Origin of the sequence: Flavobacterium sp. JLP (assembly GCF_015350755.1) — a bacterium.
Classification (GTDB): Bacteria; Bacteroidota; Bacteroidia; order Flavobacteriales; family Flavobacteriaceae; genus Flavobacterium.
In genome coordinates this window covers 147,884-166,664 of sequence record NZ_JADKPS010000001.1, presented here as the reverse complement: position 1 = coordinate 166,664, position 18,781 = coordinate 147,884, and the positions used below count along the sequence as shown (strand labels likewise).

Annotated in this window: 15 protein-coding genes and 1 pseudogene; 14 read left to right on the top strand and 2 right to left on the bottom strand. The window is 33.5% G+C overall.

The genetic code is table 11. The features are described 5' to 3' along the window. Position 1 precedes the first annotated feature (1 nt). The 7 genes and pseudogenes from hisC to hisIE form a co-directional block, all read left to right on the top strand. The gene (gene hisC / locus IRZ83_RS00775) at positions 2–1,045 is read left to right on the top strand and encodes a histidinol-phosphate transaminase (protein ID WP_194566146.1); all 1,044 of its coding nucleotides are present in this window, start codon (positions 2–4) and stop codon (positions 1,043–1,045) included. 55 nt (positions 1,046–1,100) lie between these two features. Next, entirely contained in the window at positions 1,101–2,237 is a 1,137-nt protein-coding gene (hisB, locus tag IRZ83_RS00770) for a bifunctional histidinol-phosphatase/imidazoleglycerol-phosphate dehydratase HisB (RefSeq protein ID WP_194566144.1), read from the top strand. 91 nt (positions 2,238–2,328) lie between these two features. After that, complete coding sequence (gene hisH / locus IRZ83_RS00765) at positions 2,329–2,916, top strand: imidazole glycerol phosphate synthase subunit HisH (RefSeq protein ID WP_194566142.1); 588 nt, start codon at positions 2,329–2,331, stop codon at positions 2,914–2,916. 72 nt (positions 2,917–2,988) lie between these two features. Then, positions 2,989–3,714 carry a 1-(5-phosphoribosyl)-5-[(5-phosphoribosylamino)methylideneamino]imidazole-4-carboxamide isomerase gene (gene hisA, locus IRZ83_RS00760; protein ID WP_194566140.1) on the top strand — a complete coding sequence of 242 codons (726 nt, stop codon included), beginning with the start codon at positions 2,989–2,991 and terminating at the stop codon, positions 3,712–3,714. A gap of 82 nt (positions 3,715–3,796) precedes the next feature. After that, the gene (locus tag IRZ83_RS00755) at positions 3,797–4,108 is read left to right on the top strand and encodes an NIPSNAP family protein (RefSeq protein ID WP_194566138.1); all 312 of its coding nucleotides are present in this window, start codon (positions 3,797–3,799) and stop codon (positions 4,106–4,108) included. 108 nt (positions 4,109–4,216) lie between these two features. Next, positions 4,217–4,972, top strand: coding sequence for an imidazole glycerol phosphate synthase subunit HisF (gene hisF, locus IRZ83_RS00750; protein WP_029270232.1), 756 nt, complete (start codon positions 4,217–4,219; stop codon positions 4,970–4,972). Positions 4,973–5,034: 62 nt separating this feature from the next. Then, positions 5,035–5,652, top strand: a pseudogene (gene hisIE, locus IRZ83_RS00745) (bifunctional phosphoribosyl-AMP cyclohydrolase/phosphoribosyl-ATP diphosphatase HisIE); the annotation flags it as partial. A gap of 109 nt (positions 5,653–5,761) precedes the next feature. Here hisIE and IRZ83_RS00740 read toward each other — a convergent pair. After that, entirely contained in the window at positions 5,762–6,391 is a 630-nt protein-coding gene (locus IRZ83_RS00740; RefSeq protein WP_228520640.1) for a carbohydrate-binding family 9-like protein, read from the bottom strand. Between the two features lie 261 nt (positions 6,392–6,652). Between IRZ83_RS00740 and IRZ83_RS00735 the strand changes: the two genes are divergently transcribed. Continuing rightward, the gene (locus IRZ83_RS00735; protein ID WP_194566132.1) at positions 6,653–8,308 is read left to right on the top strand and encodes a M1 family metallopeptidase; all 1,656 of its coding nucleotides are present in this window, start codon (positions 6,653–6,655) and stop codon (positions 8,306–8,308) included. A gap of 247 nt (positions 8,309–8,555) precedes the next feature. Here IRZ83_RS00735 and IRZ83_RS00730 read toward each other — a convergent pair whose 3' ends face one another. Continuing rightward, positions 8,556–10,100 (bottom strand): hypothetical protein, encoded by a 1,545-nt coding sequence (locus IRZ83_RS00730; RefSeq protein WP_029270240.1) that lies wholly within the window; start codon positions 10,098–10,100, stop codon positions 8,556–8,558. Between the two features lie 155 nt (positions 10,101–10,255). Here IRZ83_RS00730 and IRZ83_RS00725 point away from each other — a divergent pair, with 155 nt between their 5' ends. From IRZ83_RS00725 to ilvC, 6 genes are all read left to right on the top strand, one after another. Beyond that, a complete protein-coding gene (locus IRZ83_RS00725; RefSeq protein WP_082447139.1) occupies positions 10,256–11,431 on the top strand; it encodes a 2-isopropylmalate synthase in 1,176 nt (391 codons plus the stop codon). Between the two features lie 73 nt (positions 11,432–11,504). Continuing rightward, positions 11,505–12,623: a 3-isopropylmalate dehydrogenase gene (gene leuB, locus IRZ83_RS00720; protein ID WP_194566130.1), complete on the top strand. Its 1,119-nt coding sequence runs from the start codon at positions 11,505–11,507 to the stop codon at positions 12,621–12,623. Positions 12,624–12,890: 267 nt separating this feature from the next. Continuing rightward, positions 12,891–14,564: a dihydroxy-acid dehydratase gene (gene ilvD / locus IRZ83_RS00715; RefSeq protein WP_194566128.1), complete on the top strand. Its 1,674-nt coding sequence runs from the start codon at positions 12,891–12,893 to the stop codon at positions 14,562–14,564. A 73-nt stretch (positions 14,565–14,637) separates the two neighbouring features. Further along, positions 14,638–16,326, top strand: a complete 1,689-nt coding sequence (gene ilvB, locus IRZ83_RS00710) for a biosynthetic-type acetolactate synthase large subunit (protein ID WP_194566126.1) — start codon at positions 14,638–14,640, stop codon at positions 16,324–16,326. A gap of 90 nt (positions 16,327–16,416) precedes the next feature. After that, on the top strand, positions 16,417–16,938 hold the full coding sequence (gene ilvN / locus IRZ83_RS00705) for an acetolactate synthase small subunit (protein ID WP_029270249.1): 522 nt from the start codon (positions 16,417–16,419) through the stop codon (positions 16,936–16,938). A 63-nt stretch (positions 16,939–17,001) separates the two neighbouring features. Next, on the top strand, positions 17,002–18,471 hold the full coding sequence (gene ilvC, locus IRZ83_RS00700) for a ketol-acid reductoisomerase (RefSeq protein ID WP_194566124.1): 1,470 nt from the start codon (positions 17,002–17,004) through the stop codon (positions 18,469–18,471). Positions 18,472–18,781: the final 310 nt, after the last annotated feature.

Here is an 18,781-nt window from a genome sequence, read left to right as displayed (position 1 = left end):
AATGAAATTCGATATAAATACCATAACACGTGAAAACGTAAAAACCTTAAAACCGTATTCCTCTGCGAGAGATGAGTTTGAGGATTTTGATACTGCAGAAATGATTTTTTTGGATGCCAATGAAAATCCGTTTCAAAATGGAGTAAACCGTTATCCGGATCCGCAGCAGAATTCAGTTAAAGCAATTTTAGCTAAAAATAATAACGTAAAATCAAGTCAGATTTTACTGGGAAATGGAAGCGACGAAGTTCTTGATTTGCTTTTTAGAGCTTTTTGCGAACCAAAAACAGACAATATTATTTCGTTGCCGCCAACGTACGGAATGTACAGCGTTTTGGCAAATATAAACGCGGTAGAAAACAGAGAAGTTTTACTTTCAACAGATTTTCAGCCACAAGTTGAGAAAATTTTAGATGCTGTTGATGACAATACAAAAATCATCTTTTTGTGTTCACCAAATAATCCAACAGGAAATTCTTTTTCTGATGAAAGTGTGGTGAAATTACTTCAAAACTTTAAAGGATTGGTTGTGATTGATGAAGCGTACATTGACTTTTCAGACAAAGAAAGCTGGTTGACAGAAATAGACGAGTATCCAAATTTAGTGATTACACAAACACTTTCAAAAGCATATGGTTTAGCCGGAATTCGCTTAGGAATCTGCTATGCATCTGAAGCTGTTATTTCGGTTTTAAACAAAATAAAACCACCTTATAATGTAAATGAACTAACGCAACAAAGAGCAATTGTTCGTTTGAATGATTCAGCTAAAATTAAACAGGAAATAGCTTCTATTATTGAACAAAGAGAGGAACTTCTTAAAGTTTTACTTGAAGTGAGTTTTGTAGAGAAAATTTACCCAACAGAGGCTAATTTTGTTTTGGTAAAAGTAGATGATGCGAATAAAAGGTATGATCAATTAATTGAAAAAGGAATTGTAATTCGTAACAGAACAACTCAGCCATTATGCGAAAATTGCCTGCGTTTTACGATTGGAATTCCTGCGGAAAATGCAGTTTTAATTAAAGAATTGAAATTATTATAAAGTCTAGAAGACCTAACAGGTTTTTAAAACCTGTTAGGTCTCAAAAATATAAAACATGAAAAAAGTACTTTTTATCGATCGTGACGGAACGATCGTTTTAGAACCGGAAAATTTACAATTAGACAGTTTGGATAAACTTGAATTTTATCCAAAAGCATTTCAATATTTGGCTAAAATTGCCAATGAATTGGATTATGAACTCGCAATGGTAACCAATCAGGACGGCTTAGGAACAGATAGTTTTCCAGAAGATACGTTTTGGCCAACGCAGAATTTTATTTTAAGAGCCTTTGAAAATGAAGGTGTTTTGTTTGATGAAATTTTTGTTGATCGTTCTTTTCCGGAAGATAATGCGCCAACTCGCAAACCAAGAACCGGAATGTTGACCAAATACTTGAATAATCCTGAATATGATTTACAAAATTCTTTTGTTTTGGGAGATCGTTTAACGGATGTTGAATTGGCGAAAAACCTTGGTGCAAAAGCCATTTTTATGAACATGACTGATGGAGCGGGAAGTAATGAAATTTCATCAAAACGTGAAGAATTAGACGAAACCATTATTTTACAAACGACAGACTGGAAAAAGATTTATGAGTTTTTAAAATTAGAAGCGCGTTCGGCTTCGATTACGCGTAAAACTAATGAAACCGATATTTTTATCGATTTAAATCTTGACGGAACGGGAAAAAGCAAAATCGAAACCGGAATTGCATTTTTCGATCATATGTTAGATCAAATTTCGCGTCACGGTCAAATGGATTTGGAAATTCTCGTAAAAGGAGATTTAGAAGTCGATGAACACCATACCATTGAAGACACTGCAATTGCCCTAGGGGAAGTTTTCGCGAAAGCGTTAGGAAACAAATTAGGTATAGAACGTTACGGATTCTGTCTTCCAATGGATGATTGTCTGGCGCAGGTTGCAATTGATTTTGGCGGAAGAAACTGGTTGGTTTGGGAAACCGAATTCAAGCGTGAGATGGTTGGAAAAATGCCAACAGAAATGTTTTACCATTTCTTCAAATCATTCTCTGACGGAGCAAAAGCCAACATAAACATCAAAGCAGAAGGAATCAACGAACACCACAAAATTGAAGCGATTTTTAAAGCTTTCGCGAAAGCAATAAAAGTTGCAGTGAAAAGAGATACAGAAAAAATGATTTTACCTTCGACTAAAGGGATGCTTTAAAGAATTTTGTTTCAAGTTTAAAGTTTCAGGTTTCACGTTCAGTACCATAACTTGAAACCTAAAACCTGAAACAAAACAAACAAAAAATTAAATGAAAATAGTAATCATAAATTACGGTGCAGGAAATATTCAGAGCATTATGTTTGCTATTGAAAGGCTTGGTTTTAAAGCTGTTTTGAGTAATAATCCAGAAGAAATTCGTGCGGCAGATAAAGTTATTTTTCCTGGTGTGGGTGAGGCGAGTTCGGCGATGATTAAACTTCGTGAAAGCGGTTTAGACAGTTTAATTCCGAATTTGAAACAGCCCGTTTTGGGTATTTGTTTGGGAATGCAATTGATGTGCAATTCATCTGAAGAAGGAAATACCAAAGGTTTAGGAATTTTTGATGTTGATGTAATTAAGTTTTCAAATCAGGTAAAAGTGCCTCAAATGGGATGGAACCAGATTTACAATTTAAAATCGGATTTGTTTAGAGATATTTCCGAAAATGAATTCATGTATTTGGTGCATAGTTTTTATGCTCCAAATTGCGATGAAGCCATTGCCACAACCAATTACGAGTTAGAATATGCTTCGGCTTTGCAAAAAGATAATTTTTATGGAACTCAATTTCACCCAGAGAAAAGCGGTGCAGTTGGGGAGAAAATTTTGGAGAACTTTTTAAAATTGAAAGATTGAAAAATTTAAAGGTTAAAAAAATCAGAAATCTTTAAATCATTCAATTTTAAATCTTTTAATAAAAAAAATAAAATGAGAATAATACCAGCCATAGATATCATTGATGGAAAATGTGTTCGTTTATCCAAAGGTGATTATGATACCAAAATAATTTACAATGAAAATCCGCTTGAAGTAGCGAAATCATTCGAAGCGCACGGAATTGAATATTTACATTTAGTAGATCTTGACGGAGCAAAATCGAGTAAAATCGTGAATTATAAAATATTAGAACAAATTGCTTCACAAACCACTTTAAAAATTGATTTTGGCGGAGGATTAAAATCTGATGATGATTTAAGAATTGCTTTTGAAAGTGGTGCCAATCAAATAACAGGCGGAAGTATTGCCGTAAAAAACAGAGCTATTTTTGAAAAATGGATTTCCGAATACGGTTCTGATAAAATTATTTTAGGAGCCGATGCCAAAGACGAGAAAATAGCAGTTTCAGGCTGGTTAGAAGATTCAGATGAAGATTTGATTCCGTTTATTCAGGATTATCAGATGAAAGGAATTAAGTATGTTATTTGTACCGATATCGCAAAAGATGGCATGTTAGAAGGTCCAAGTTTTGATTTGTATGGAAAAATTTTAAAAGAAGCCGTTGGCGTAAAATTAATTGCTTCTGGCGGAATATCAACTTTCGACGAATTACCAAAATTAGCTGAATTAGGCTGTGAAGGAACGATTATCGGAAAAGCGATTTACGAGGGAAGAATTACCTTAAAGCAACTTGAAAACTTTATAATTAGCAAATAAGATAATTTGATAATTAGATAATTTTTTACATTGTGCTTAAAATTATCTAATTGACTAATTTTCTAATTAACACATTAAAAATATGATAACTTGTCACTTGAAATACGTCATAGATCCTTATCAATTAGAAGCTTTTGAGGATTACGGAAAACGATGGATTAAAATCGTAAATCGGTTAGGAGGTCAGCATCACGGTTATTTTATGCCTTCGGAAGGAGCAAATAATATCGCTTATGCCTTATTTTCGTTTCCGAGTTTTGCGGACTATGAAGATTACAGAAAAAAAATGTTTTCAAAAGACGATCAGGAGTGTGTAGAAGCTTTTAAAATTGCAGAAGATACAAGATGTATAATTAGTTACGAAAGAACATTTTTGAGTCCTGTATTTGAGTAAATAAAATTAGAGTATTTCACAAAGGTGCACAAAGCAAACACAAAGATTCACTAAAATTTTGTGTAACTCTGCGAAATCTTCGTGAATCTCTGTGAAACAACTAAAAAAATGTTAGCAAAAAGAATTATTCCTTGTCTGGATATAAAAAACGGAAGAACTGTAAAAGGTGTTAATTTCGTTGACTTGCGTGATGCCGGAGATCCTGTAGAATTGGCTGAAATTTATTCGGCAGAAGGTGCTGATGAATTGGTTTTTCTGGATATTTCAGCAACAGAAGAACGTCGTAAAACGTTGGTGAATATGGTGCGAAGTGTAGCGGAAAAGATCAATATTCCGTTTACAGTTGGCGGTGGAATTTCGTCTGTAGAAGATGTTGAAATCTTACTGAATAATGGAGCAGATAAAGTTTCTATTAATTCATCGGCAGTAAAAAATCCACAATTGATTAATGATCTGGCACAAAAATTTGGAAGCCAATGTGTAGTTGTGGCGATTGATGCCAAGCAAATTGACGGACAATGGATTGTGCATTTAGTTGGAGGCAAGGTGCCAACAGAACTTAATTTATTTGATTGGGCGGTTGAAGTGGCAGAACGTGGAGCGGGAGAAATTCTATTTACTTCGATGGACAATGACGGAACTAAAAATGGCTTCGCAAACGAAGCTTTGGCCAAATTATCGACTTTAATCAATATTCCGATTATCGCTTCTGGCGGCGCAGGAAATATGCAGCATTTTGTAGATTCATTTAAAAAAGGAAAAGCAGATGCAGCTTTGGCAGCAAGCGTTTTTCACTTTAAAGAAATCGAAATTAAAGCTTTGAAAGAAGAATTGAGGAAAAATGAGATTGCGGTTAGGCTTTAGGAAATAGAGAAAAGAGGCAAGAAGCAAGAAACAAGAAGAAATAAAATAACAAGAATTCAGAGAATCTAAAATCTAAAATAAAAATGAACATAGATATAAAAAGCTCCCACGGATTAATTCCGGCAATCATCCAGGATTCAGAAACTAAAAATGTTTTGATGCTGGGATATATGAACGAAGAATCGCTTCAAAAAACAATTGAAACACAAAAAGTAACTTTTTTTAGTCGGTCAAAACAAAGGCTTTGGACAAAAGGCGAGGAGAGTGGCAACTTTTTGAATTTAGTGAGTGTTATAAATGATTGTGACGGCGATACGCTTTTAATTCAGGCAAAACCTGTTGGGCCAACATGCCACACAGGCGCAGATACGTGTTGGCAGGAACCCAATGATCCAAATTATGGTTTTATTTCTCATTTAGAAGATACAATTAAAATTCGTAGAGAAAATGCTGATTCTGAGAAGAGCTATGTAGCTTCTTTGTTCGAAAAAGGAATCAATAAAATAGCTCAGAAAGTAGGAGAAGAAGCTGTAGAAGTAGTAATTGAGGCAAAAGATAACAACGATGATTTGTTTTTAAGCGAAAGTGCTGATTTACTATTTCATTATCTAATTTTATTACAAGCAAAAGGTTTTCAACTAAATGATGTCGTGGATGTTTTGAAGAAACGACAAAAGTAAAATATTTTGTTTTTTTGAGGTTTCAAGTTTCAAGTTTCAAGTTTCAAGTTTCAGGTGATGTGAAGTAACCTTAAACTTGAAACTTGAAACAAATTAAACCTTTCAAAAATTACTCCACAAACTCAAAAACTGCAAATTCTTTAGGTTGATGAAAACCAAAATTCAGGCTTTTATACGACTGTAATGCAAGATATTCTGTAATGTCACCGTAATCAATTCTAAACATATTTACTTTCCATTTTGTACCTGTTTTAGGTTTTGAAAAATTGCCATTTTGAATTTGTTCTATACTTGAAAATGGAATTTTAATTTCGGAACAAAAGCCATCTTTCGTTATTTTGCTTGTAGTTTCTAACCCATCAATATTAAAATTCATTGAAGTTTTCCATCCGCCGCAATCTGCAGAAATGCATTTGAGAAGCATATCGTAATTTGTTGAAAATGCATTCACGCCAATTTCTATGTAATTTTGACCATCTCCATCAGGATCGATGAAAATTTCTACTAAATCATCTGTTTTGTATATTTCAGAATCCTTCTTTTTAACTTCGCCAATAATCTTAGAATCGTTTACACTATAAGCGATATAGAGGTTTTCATTATTCCACGAAAGTGAAACCATTGTATTTTGTGTAGCTTTTTCTCCTGAATTATGAATTACAAACGGACCCAAAAAAGGTGTTTTCCAATCTGATAAATCTCCGTCAATTGTTATTTTATCATTTATTTTATGAATCATATTATTTTGAGAATATATTGTTATCGAGCAAGTAAAAAACAAAAAATAAACAATTTGAATAAGTTTCATAAAACAGAATTAAAGACTTTAATATGGCTAAAATAAAGAAGAATAATGAATTTTAACATTAAATTTTTCTAATAGAAATTATAAAATTAATAAAAACTTGATCTGAATGTTTACTTTTGTTGATGTGTTTCGTCTCGATCCTAGAAGCATCGGGAAACGATAAACAGCCTACTTATTCCAAATTTATAAATAATGAAAAAATACTTTGGTGGCGTTATTATCGCCTTTTTAATTGGTTTTACAGCAAATGCTCAAGGACTTCTAAATAAGTCTGAAACCGTTTTTACACATCAGGACACTTTACGCGGAAGCATTACAAAAGAAAGAGCTTGGTGGGATTTAAAATATTATCATTTAGATGTAAAAGTAAATCCAGCGGAAAAAACAATTACGGGTTCGAATACTGTAAAATATACTGTTTTGACAGAATATAATAAAATGCAGATTGATTTGCAGGAACCAATGCAGATTTATAAAGTGACTCAAGATGGCAAAGAATTGAAATTTCAAAGAGACGGAAATGCCTTTTTTATTCAATTAACAGCAAAACAAAAAGTTGGAGAAACAAAAGAAATCATTATTTCGTTTGGAGGAAAACCTAAAGAAGCTGTCCGTCCGCCTTGGGATGGAGGAATCACTTGGAAAAAAGATAAAAACGGAAAAGATTTTATTGCATCATCTTGTCAGGGTTTAGGTGCCAGTATTTGGTGGCCAAACAAAGATCATATGTATGATGAAGTAGAAAATATGCTAATTAGTGTAAACGTTCCAGGAGATTTGACTGATGTTTCGAACGGAAGACTGAAAAGCGTTAAAAAAGAAAAAGACGGAACCAAAACCTTTAATTGGTACGTTTCAAACCCAATTAATAATTATGGTGTTAATATCAACATTGGTGATTACGTTAATTTTTCAGAAAAATATAAAGGAGAAAAAGGCGATTTAGATTGCAATTATTATGTTTTAAGAGATAATTTGGCAATTGCTAAAGAGCATTTTAAAGATGCTCCAAAAATGCTAAAAGCGTTTGAAAATTGGTTTGGACCTTATCCGTTTTACGAAGATAGCTACAAACTTGTTGAAGCGCCTTATTTAGGTATGGAACACCAAAGCAGTGTTACTTATGGAAATGAATTTAAAAATGGCTATTTAGGCCGTGATTTAAGCGGAACAGGCTGGGGATTAAAATTTGATTTTATCATTATTCACGAGTCTGGACACGAATGGTTTGCAAACAATATTACCTATAAAGATATTGCAGACATGTGGATTCACGAAAGTTTTACAAATTACTCTGAAAGTCTTTTCATAGAATATTATTATGGAAAAGATGCAGGAGCTGAATATGTTAGAGGCTGTAGAAAAATCATTCGCAACGACGCGCCAATTATTGGACACTATGATGTAAATAACGAAGGATCAGGAGATATGTATCCGAAAGGAGCAAACATGCTGCACACAATTCGTCAAATTATTAACGATGATGCAAAATGGAAATCGATTTTAAGAGGCTTAAATAGTACTTTTTATCATAAAACAGTTACTTCAAAAGATATTGAAGATTATATTAATACACAATCTGGAATTAACTTCAATAGAGTATTTGCTCAATATTTAACAACAACACAAATTCCTGTTTTTGAATATATTTTTAAAAATGGAACTTTGGGTTATCACTGGACAAATTGCGTTGCAAAATTTGATATGCCTGTTAAAGTAAAAATAAATGGTGTTGATACTTGGTTGAAACCAACAACAGAATGGCAATCTGAGAAAACAACTAATGAAAACAGAACTTTAGAAGTTGATAAAGATTTTTATGTAACGAGTTCTAATATTGTAGAATAGTTATTTAAATTCCAATACTAAAATCCCAAATTCCAATTATGTGGAGTTTGGGATTTTTGTATATAAAGTATGTCATTTCGACCGAAGGGAGGAATCACACTAGTATTTCCGCATAGTAGCTAAGCTTTGTAGAGTTTCGAGTGTGATTTCTCCCTTCGGTCGAAATGACAAAAAAGCTCTGAAAAATATGTTTTCAGAGCTTTTTTTATTGGGATTTTTTTCCAAAGCCTCGGGATTAAAATTTAAATTAACGGCTATTCAGCTTTGCTTTCTCTTTAATTATATCAGCAATTTTGCGGTTTTCAATTTTACTTTCAAGCCACGAAATAATATCCAGATATAAAAAAGCTCTTTTTTCGTAAGTATTCTTTTCAAGCTCAACAAAGCGGGCATGCATTTTTTTGAATTCGTTCTTAATATCTGCAGGATAAAAGTTATTCAAGTTTCTTAAAAACTTAATGATCTCTTTTTGAACTTCGTGCAAGTCGTTCATTTTTAATAGAAATTTATACGTGCTTTTAAGATGATTGTCTAAGTAATAATCTTTTCCTAACTCATAATGCGCAATTAAAGACAATAATCTCGCAAAGCACATTAAATCTTCGCGCATGCTTAAGTTCTTGTTATTGATGATTTTATCTAAATAATAAATACATTCAGTATACTTTTCATTTCCAAAATAAATAGAGGCAATTTTATAATAAAACAACATTTCGTGATGCTCGTCGAGATGTTCACTGTGCAGTTTTATTTTGTCCAAAACTTCAGGAATCAAATATTCACTTTCAGCAAAAGTACCTTCCAGAATGTGCAGATTTAATTTATTGTTGTATACATATAGAAATGACAGCGACGCAATATTATCATTTACCGGGAATTTATCATCTTCAATCGTTTCTTCTAAAAGTGAAAGGTATTTTTTAAAGTTCGATTTATATTTCAACATATAAAGTGATTCTAAAAAATAATGATTTCCTTTTAAAAAAAATACTGGATTCTGATAAATCATATTTGGGTTGTCATAAAACAATCTTACCCATTTGTAGGCAAATTTATAACTCGCTAAAAAGTCCTGAACCAAGAAGCTGCGCCATAAGTTTGCATTGTAAAACCAGTACTTCTCACGAAATCCAAATTTGCTTTCGTCTAATTTCGCAATATGTTTATTGAAATAATCATCAATGTATTTGTATTCTTCATCATTTTTTACGTAACCTGTTTTAAGCATGATTCCGTATAATTGAAGCGAAAGATTAGATAATTTGCTTGAAATGGTGTTTCTGTAGTTTAATTCTTTTGCTTGAATTACCAACTCATCGGCACGGCCTTGAATACTTCGTGTAATGTATTGTGATTCGATTAGTTTTTCGAATTCAACAATTTCATACGCCATATATTTTTCGTCATTTTCAAGCGCAATCATTTTTGTTTTGTCCAGAATTTTCAAACTCTGCTTATACAATCCTTTATTATATAAAATACCCGCAAAATCAATTTGTTCGCGCAATTGATAACGAATATTCTGGCTTGGAATATTCAATCGAATACTAACTAAAATTTGTTTGTATAAGTATGATTTTAAGTTGGATAGCTGAACTTTTTTAATAATTCCGCTTTTTAGAATAAGCTTTTCATCATACGTTTCAGATTTATCTAAAATATTAAATAATTCAATGAATTTAGTATTCGAACTTGTTTCTAATCGGCTTGCAAAAATTTTGAACTGCCTTTTTTCAGATTTAGAAAGTGATTTTATGAGAACAAATAAGAAATCTTTTTGATGGTTAGCCATTGTAAAAAATAATAATATAACTTATTGATTATTAAATATTTAACACCTTATAAATTGCGTTATGAACAGTATAATTTCATTAAAATGAATTTCATACTGCATAAGTACAATATATATTTGTTATCAAGATGTGAAATTACATTAAATAAATGAATATGAATAGAGAGAAAGTTCAAATTTTTGACACCACTTTGCGCGATGGCGAGCAAGTTCCAGGATGTAAGTTAGATACTAAACAAAAATTAGTTATCGCAGAACGACTAGACAAAATGGGAGTTGATATCATCGAAGCAGGTTTTCCTGTGTCAAGCCCGGGCGATTTTTTATCAGTCTCTGAGATTTGTAAAATTGTAGAAAATGCAACCGTCTGCGGACTGACAAGAGCCGTAAAAAATGACATTGATGTTGCTGCTGCTGCCTTAAAACATGCTAAAAGACCAAGAATCCACACAGGAATTGGAACATCAGAATCTCATATACTCCATAAATTAAATACCACAAGAGAAGATATTATTGCCAGAGCAAAGTTTGCTGTTTCTCATGCAAAATCGTATGTAGAAGACGTCGAATTCTACGCCGAAGATGCAGGTAGAACAGATAACGCTTTCTTGGCAAAGGTTTGTGAAGAAGTAATAAAATCTGGCGCAACCGTTTTAAATATTCCTGATACAACAGGATACTGTCTTCCAGAAGAATACGGAGCAAAAATTAAATATTTAAAAGAAAACGTAAAAGGAATTGAAAACGTAATCCTTTCTTGCCACTGTCATAATGATTTAGGTATGGCAACTGCAAACTCAATTGCAGGAGCAATAAATGGAGCAAGACAAATAGAATGTACTATTAATGGTATTGGAGAAAGAGCAGGAAATACAGCACTTGAAGAAGTGGTGATGATTTTCAAACAACATCCATACTTAAACCTAGATACTAATATCAATACAAGAGAATTAAACGAAATGAGCCGTTTAGTTTCTGAAAGCATGGGAATGATTGTGCAGCCAAACAAAGCAATTGTTGGTGCAAATGCATTCGCACACAGTTCTGGAATTCACCAAGATGGTGTTATTAAAAACAGAGCAACGTACGAAATTATGGATCCGCTCGATGTTGGTGTAAACGAATCATCAATTATTTTGACAGCAAGAAGCGGAAGAGCAGCTTTGGCTTACCGCGCGAAAAAAGTAGGTTATGAACTTACTAAAGTACAATTGGATATTGTATATGTTGAGTTTTTGAAATTTGCTGATATCAAAAAAGAAGTGGTTGACGCAGACATTCATCAGATTATAGAAGCTTCGAAAATCGAAGGTGATTTAATCAGAAGCTAGTTAAGAATAGAAAATAAAGCAAAGAAGAAAGAGAAAAATAATAAAGATTTAAATACATAAAGAACGAGACGTTATGAATTTGAAAATAGCAGTTTTACCAGGAGACGGAATAGGACCAGAAGTAATTTTACAAGCCAAAAAAGCTTTATACGCTATTGGCGAAGTATACAATCATGAGTTTGTTTTTGAAGAAGCACTCATGGGTGCAGTTGCTATTGATAAAACTGGAAATCCGCTTCCGGAACAAACGCTAAATCTTTGTTTAAATACTGACGCTGTTTTGCTTGGTGCAATAGGCGATCCTAAGTATGATAATAATCCGAATGCAAAAGTTCGACCAGAACAAGGTTTATTGAGGCTTCGTAAAGAATTAGGTTTGTTTGCAAATATTCGCCCAATTAAACCTTATAAAGCATTAATTGATGCTTCTCCTTTAAAAAGAGAAATTATTGAAGGAGCTGATTTTACAATTTTCAGAGAATTAACAGGCGGTGCTTATTTTGGAACGAAAACACTTAATGAAGAAGGGACACATGCTTCAGATTTATGTGAATATTCAGAAGAAGAAATTACAAGGATTGCACATTTAGCTTTTAAATCGGCACAAAAACGACGTAAAAAGCTAACAATGGTCGACAAAGCAAATGTTTTGGAAACTTCAAGATTGTGGAGAAAAGTAGTTCAGAAAGTGAGCGAAAATTATCCAGATGTTAAGCTTGATTTCTTATTTGTTGACAACGCAGCAATGCAGCTGATTTTAAATCCGAAACAATTTGATGTGATTTTGACTGAGAACTTATTCGGAGATATTTTATCTGATGAAGCTAGTGTAATCACAGGATCTATTGGTTTACTTCCATCAGTATCTTTAGGAGAAAAAAATGCTTTGTTTGAACCAATTCACGGATCATATCCGCAGGCAAAAGGAAAAAACATTGCCAATCCTATTGCTTCGATTTTAGCAGCAGCACTTTTATTAGAGCATTTTGGATTGACTAAAGAAGCTAATGTAATTTATAAAGCGGTAGAAAAAGCAATTGAATATAAAGTGGTTACTGTTGATTTAAAACCAGATTCAAAATTCGGCACAAATGAAGTAGGGGAGTTTGTTTCTAATTTTATTTTCAGCAAAGACGACTTGCTATATTTTAATAATGATAACGTTCATATCGGACAATCGACAATTGTTTAGTTTTTTATTATAAAAGCTGAATGAATTAACAAGAAGTATTTAAAATGTTGAGATTTTATTTTTTTAGTCCTATAAGTTTTTATACTTTTGGAACACTAAAAAATAAATGATGCAAATCTCAATTATTATTATTTCTGTCGTTGCTGTCAATGTGATTCACACATCTGCATCGGGAATGGTATAAATATAATTGAAAAACTATATTACAAACCTTCCAATATTTGGAAGGTTTTTTTTTGAACAAAAATTAAAATAAAATAATACATAATGGAATTAAATAAGTACAGCAAGACCATCACTCAAGATCAAACACAACCAGCCGCGCAAGCGATGTTGTACGGGATTGGTTTAACTGAAGAAGATCTGAAAAAAGCACAGGTTGGCATTGTGAGCATGGGTTACGATGGCAACACTTGCAACATGCACTTGAATGATTTAGCAAAAGATGTTAAAAAAGGTGTTTGGGATGCAGGTCTAGTCGGACTTATTTTTAATACTATTGGTGTCAGTGACGGAATTTCGAACGGTACTGAAGGAATGCGTTTTTCATTGGTTTCTCGTGATGTAATTGCAGATTCTATCGAGACAGTTGTGGGAGCACAATGGTATGATAGTATCATCGCAATTCCTGGCTGTGATAAAAATATGCCTGGAGCTCTTATTGCAATGGGAAGAGTTAACCGTCCGTCGATTATGGTTTACGGAGGATCGATTCACTCAGGGAAGTGGAAAGGTGAATCTTTAAATATTGTTTCAGCTTTTGAAGCTTTAGGAAAAAAAGTAAAAAAAGAAATAACTCCAGAAGATTTTAAAGGAATTATTCAAAACGCATGCCCAGGCGCTGGTGCGTGTGGCGGAATGTATACTGCAAACACAATGTCTTCTGCAATTGAAGCATTAGGAATGAGTTTGCCTTACAGTTCTTCAAATCCAGCTTTAAGCCAAGAAAAGAGAGATGAGTGTCTTGCGACAGGAGAAGCGATTAAAGTTTTATTAGAAAAAGATATCAAGCCAAAAGATATCATGACGCGCAAAGCTTTCGAAAATGCTATTACAATTGTAGCAGTTTTAGGAGGTTCTACAAATGCGGTTATGCACTTGATTGCAATGGCTCATGCTGTTGATATCAAAATTACTTTAGATGATTTTCAGGCAATTAATGATAGAACACCAGTTTTGGCTGACATGAAGCCAAGTGGTAAATATATGATGGAAGATATTCACGCTGTTGGAGGTATTCCTTCAGTAATGAAATATTTATTGAAAGAAGGATTAATTCACGGAGATTGTTTAACTGTAACTGGAAAAACTGTTGCAGAAAACTTAGCAAGTATTCCAGATTTACAAGACGGACAACAGGTAATTCATGAAATTCAAAAAGCTTTAAAACCAACAGGAAATATTCAGGTTTTATACGGAAATCTTGCTTCTGAAGGTGCTGTTGCAAAAATCAGCGGAAAAGAAGGAGAATATTTTGAAGGGCCTGCTGTTGTATTTGAAGGTGAATTTGAAGTAATTCCGGGTCTTGAAGCCGGAAAAATAAAACCAGGCAGTGTAGTCGTCATCAGGTATTGTGGACCAAAAGGTGGTCCGGGGATGCCTGAAATGCTAAAACCTACATCTGCGATTATCGGAGCCGGATTAGGAAGCAGCTGTGCACTAATCACAGACGGTCGATTCTCTGGAGGTTCACATGGCTTTGTCGTAGGACACATTACACCAGAGGCTTATGATGGCGGAGGTATTGCGCTAGTAAAAGATGGTGATTTAATTGCTATTGATGCTGTAAAAAATACAATCGACCTAAAGATATCTGACGAAGAATTTGCAGCAAGAAAAGCGGCTTGGGTACAGCCACCGTTGAAAGTTACAAAAGGAGTTTTACTTAAATACGCCAGATCGGTATCAAGTGCATCAACAGGTTGCGTTACCGATAATTAATAAATAACAATCTCAAAAAATCAATTGCAATATCAACGAATATTGAAATTGATTTTTGAAAACAAAATATACTATGAAAATATCAGGGGCAGAAGCCGTTATAAGATGTTTATTAGCAGAAGGAGTAGATTTGGTTTATGGTTATCCAGGAGGTGCCATCATGCCAGTTTATGACGAATTATATAAATTTCAAGATCAATTACACCATGTTTTAGTACGTCACGAACAAGGTGCAACGCACGCAGCTCAGGGTTATGCCAGAGCTACAGGAAAAGTGGGAGTAGCGATTGCAACTTCTGGCCCTGGGGCAACAAATCTAGTTACCGGAATTGCCGATGCTCAGATCGATTCGACTCCATTAGTTTGTATTACAGGACAAGTAGGGAAACATTTATTAGGTTCTGATGCTTTTCAGGAAACTGATATTATCGGAATTTCAACTCCGGTTACGAAATGGAATTATCAAATTACAGAGGCTTCTGAGATTCCAGAAATCATTGCAAAAGCTTTTTATATTGCACGTTCTGGCCGTCCAGGTCCTGTATTGATTGATATTACTAAAAATGCTCAGTTTGATGAGTTTGATTTTAGTTATGAAAAATGTACGGCAATCAGAAGTTATGTTCCGGTTCCGAAATTAAAATTAGAGAAAGTGGCCGAAGCCGCAGCTTTAATCAATAGTGCTAAAAAACCTTTTATTGTTTTTGGTCAAGGAATTATTCTCGGTCAAGCCGAAGAACAACTGAAAGCATTCATCGAAAAATCAGGAATTCCTGCAGGTTGGACAATTTTAGGACTTTCAGCTTTACCTACAGATCATCCATTGAACGTTGGAATGTTAGGAATGCACGGAAATTACGGTCCGAACATGCTGACGAATGAATGTGACGTTTTAATTGCGTTAGGAATGCGTTTTGATGACCGCGTTACAGGAAGTTTAAAAACATATGCAAAACAAGCAAAAGTAATTCACTTTGAAATTGATCCTGCTGAAGTTGATAAAAATGTGAAGACTGAAGTTGCTGTTTTAGGAGATGTAAAAGAAGCCTTAAATGCTTTATTGCCGTTAATAGAGAAAAATTCTCATGATGCTTGGCACAATGAATTCAAAGAATTTCATAAAATCGAATTTGATTCTGTTATAAAAGAAGAATTAAATCCGACAAATAATAAAGGAATTTCGATGGGAGAAGCTATGGAAATGATCAACAAACATTCAAACGGTGATGCAATTATCGTATCAGATGTTGGTCAGCACCAGATGTTTGCTTGTCGTTATGCTAAATTTAATTCGACCAAAAGTAATATTACTTCTGGAGGATTAGGAACAATGGGATTTGCACTTCCGGCTGCAATTGGAGCCAAAATGGGAAGACCGGACCGTGAAGTTGTAGCCATTATTGGAGACGGAGGATTCCAGATGACAATTCAGGAATTGGGAACTATTTTCCAAACTAAGGTTCCAGTAAAAATCGTGGTTTTAAACAACGAATTTTTAGGAATGGTGCGTCAATGGCAAGAGTTATTTTTTGATAACAGATATGCTTCAACAAATATGATTAATCCAAATTTTACCGCAATTGCTGAAGGATATTACATCAAATCTAAAAAAGTAACCGACAGAGAAGATTTAGATGCAGCTGTAGCAGAAATGCTGGCTTCAAAAGATTCTTATTTCTTAGAGGTTATGGTAGAAAAGGAAAACAATGTTTTTCCGATGATTCCAACAGGAGCGTGTGTTTCTGAAATTAGATTAAGCTAAAAAGAAGTTTCAAGTTTCAGGTTTAAAGTTTCAAGTTTTGTTGAGAACGTGAAACTAGAAAACTGAAATAAAATAAACTAAAAAACAAAAATGGAAGATAAAACATTTACCATATCGGTATATTCAGAAAATAACGTTGGGTTGCTGAATAGAATATCGGGAATATTCTTAAAGCGTCACATTAATATATTAAGTTTAAACGTTTCAGAATCAGAAATAGAAAACGTTTCAAGATTTATTATTGTAGTAAATACAACAGAGAAATGGGTTAAGAATATTGTAGGCCAAATAGAAAAGCAAATTGAAGTGATAAAAGCATTTTATCACACAGACGAAGAAACTATTTATTTAGAAAACGCATTATTCAAAATTCAGTCAAGTTTATTGTTTGATGAAAAACAGATTCAAAATATCATCAAAGAAAGTCAAGCTACAATTGTCACTGTTTCTCGTGATTTCTTTGTGATTTCGAAATCAGGAAGACGTTCTGAAATTGAAGAACTGTATGCAAAATTTAAACCTTACGGCATTATGCAATTTGTACGTTCGGGCAGAATATCAGTTTCTAAAGAAAAAATGGAAATTTCAACCTTATTAGAAACATTCAAATAGGATCATTTTAGTTACATTATAATCAATTATTAAAATTACACATTCATTAAATATTAAAAAAAAATGGCAAATTATTTCAATACATTACCACTTAGATTACAATTAGAACAATTAGGAGTTTGCGAGTTTATGGAGCAATCAGAATTTGCAGACGGAATTGCAGCTTTAGCAGGAAAAAAAGTTGTCATTGTAGGCTGTGGTGCGCAAGGTTTGAATCAAGGTTTAAATATGAGAGATTCAGGTTTAGATATTTCATATGCATTACGTGCAGATGCAATCGCTGAAAAAAGAGCTTCTTATAAAAATGCTACTGAAAATGGTTTTACTGTAGGTACGTATGAAGAATTAATTCCATCTGCTGATTTAGTTTGCAACCTTACTCCAGATAAACAACATACAGCTGTGGTAACTGCTATTATGCCATTAATGAAACAAGGATCGACTTTAGCTTACTCTCACGGATTTAATATCGTTGAAGAGGGAATGCAGATTCGTAAAGATATTACCGTAATTATGTGTGCGCCTAAATGTCCAGGATCTGAGGTTCGTGAAGAATACAAAAGAGGATTTGGTGTGCCAACTTTGATTGCCGTTCACCCAGAAAACGACCCTAATGGTTTAGGTTTAGATCAGGCAAAAGCTTATGCTGTAGCAACTGGCGGACATAAAGCTGGAGTTTTAAAATCATCTTTCGTAGCTGAAGTAAAATCAGATCTAATGGGTGAGCAAACTATCCTTTGCGGATTATTGCAAACCGGTTCTATTTTATGTTTTGATAAAATGGTTGAAAAAGGAATTGATCCTGCATATGCTTCAAAATTAATTCAATACGGATGGGAAACTATCACTGAGGCTTTGAAACATGGTGGTATCACAAATATGATGGATCGTCTTTCTAACCCTGCAAAAATCGAAGCTTACGAATTGGCAGATGAATTAAAAGATATTATGCGTCCTTTATTCCAAAAACACCAAGATGATATTATTTCTGGAGAATTCTCAAGAACTATGATGATTGACTGGGCTAATGATGATGTTAATTTATTAAAATGGAGAGCTGCAACAGGAGAAACTAACTTCGAGAAAACTGCACCGCAAGAAGCTCCAATCGCTGAGCAAGAGTATTTTGATAATGGTGTTTTAATGATTGCAATGGTAAAAGCTGGTGTAGAATTAGCTTTCGAAACAATGACAGAAGCGGGAATAATCGAAGAATCTGCCTATTATGAATCACTTCACGAATTACCATTAATTGCAAATACTATCGCAAGAAAGAAATTGTTCGAAATGAACCGTGTTATTTCTGACACAGCAGAATATGGCTGTTATTTATTTGATCACGCTTGTAAGCCATTATTGACTGAATTCATGAAAAAAGTAGAAACAAATATAATAGGAAAACCATTCTCAACTTCAAATGGAGTAGATAATGCTGTTTTAATCGCAGTAAACAAAGAAATTCGTCAGCATCCTATCGAAGAAGTAGGAGCATGGTTGAGAGAGTCTATGACTGCAATGAAAAAAATTGGATAATAAATTGGGATTTACCACACAATCGTATGTGAGGGATTTGCACTGTATCTCTGTTTTATTTAATATTTTGAATTAGTAAGCACATATTAAAATAATAGGATATAGCTGCACATTGCTATTCACTTAACTTCAAGAATTCGTAAGTTAAGTGAAGGTAATCCCGAATTGGGGTATGTTTAGATATAAATATACTTGTAGAAATTTCTATTATAATTAATAAAAAAATGCTTTTCTATTTTTTAAAAAGTCAAAGTGTTGTAATTACAGTATTACGAAATTAATTGTTATTGAAATTGTTAAAATTAAAAAG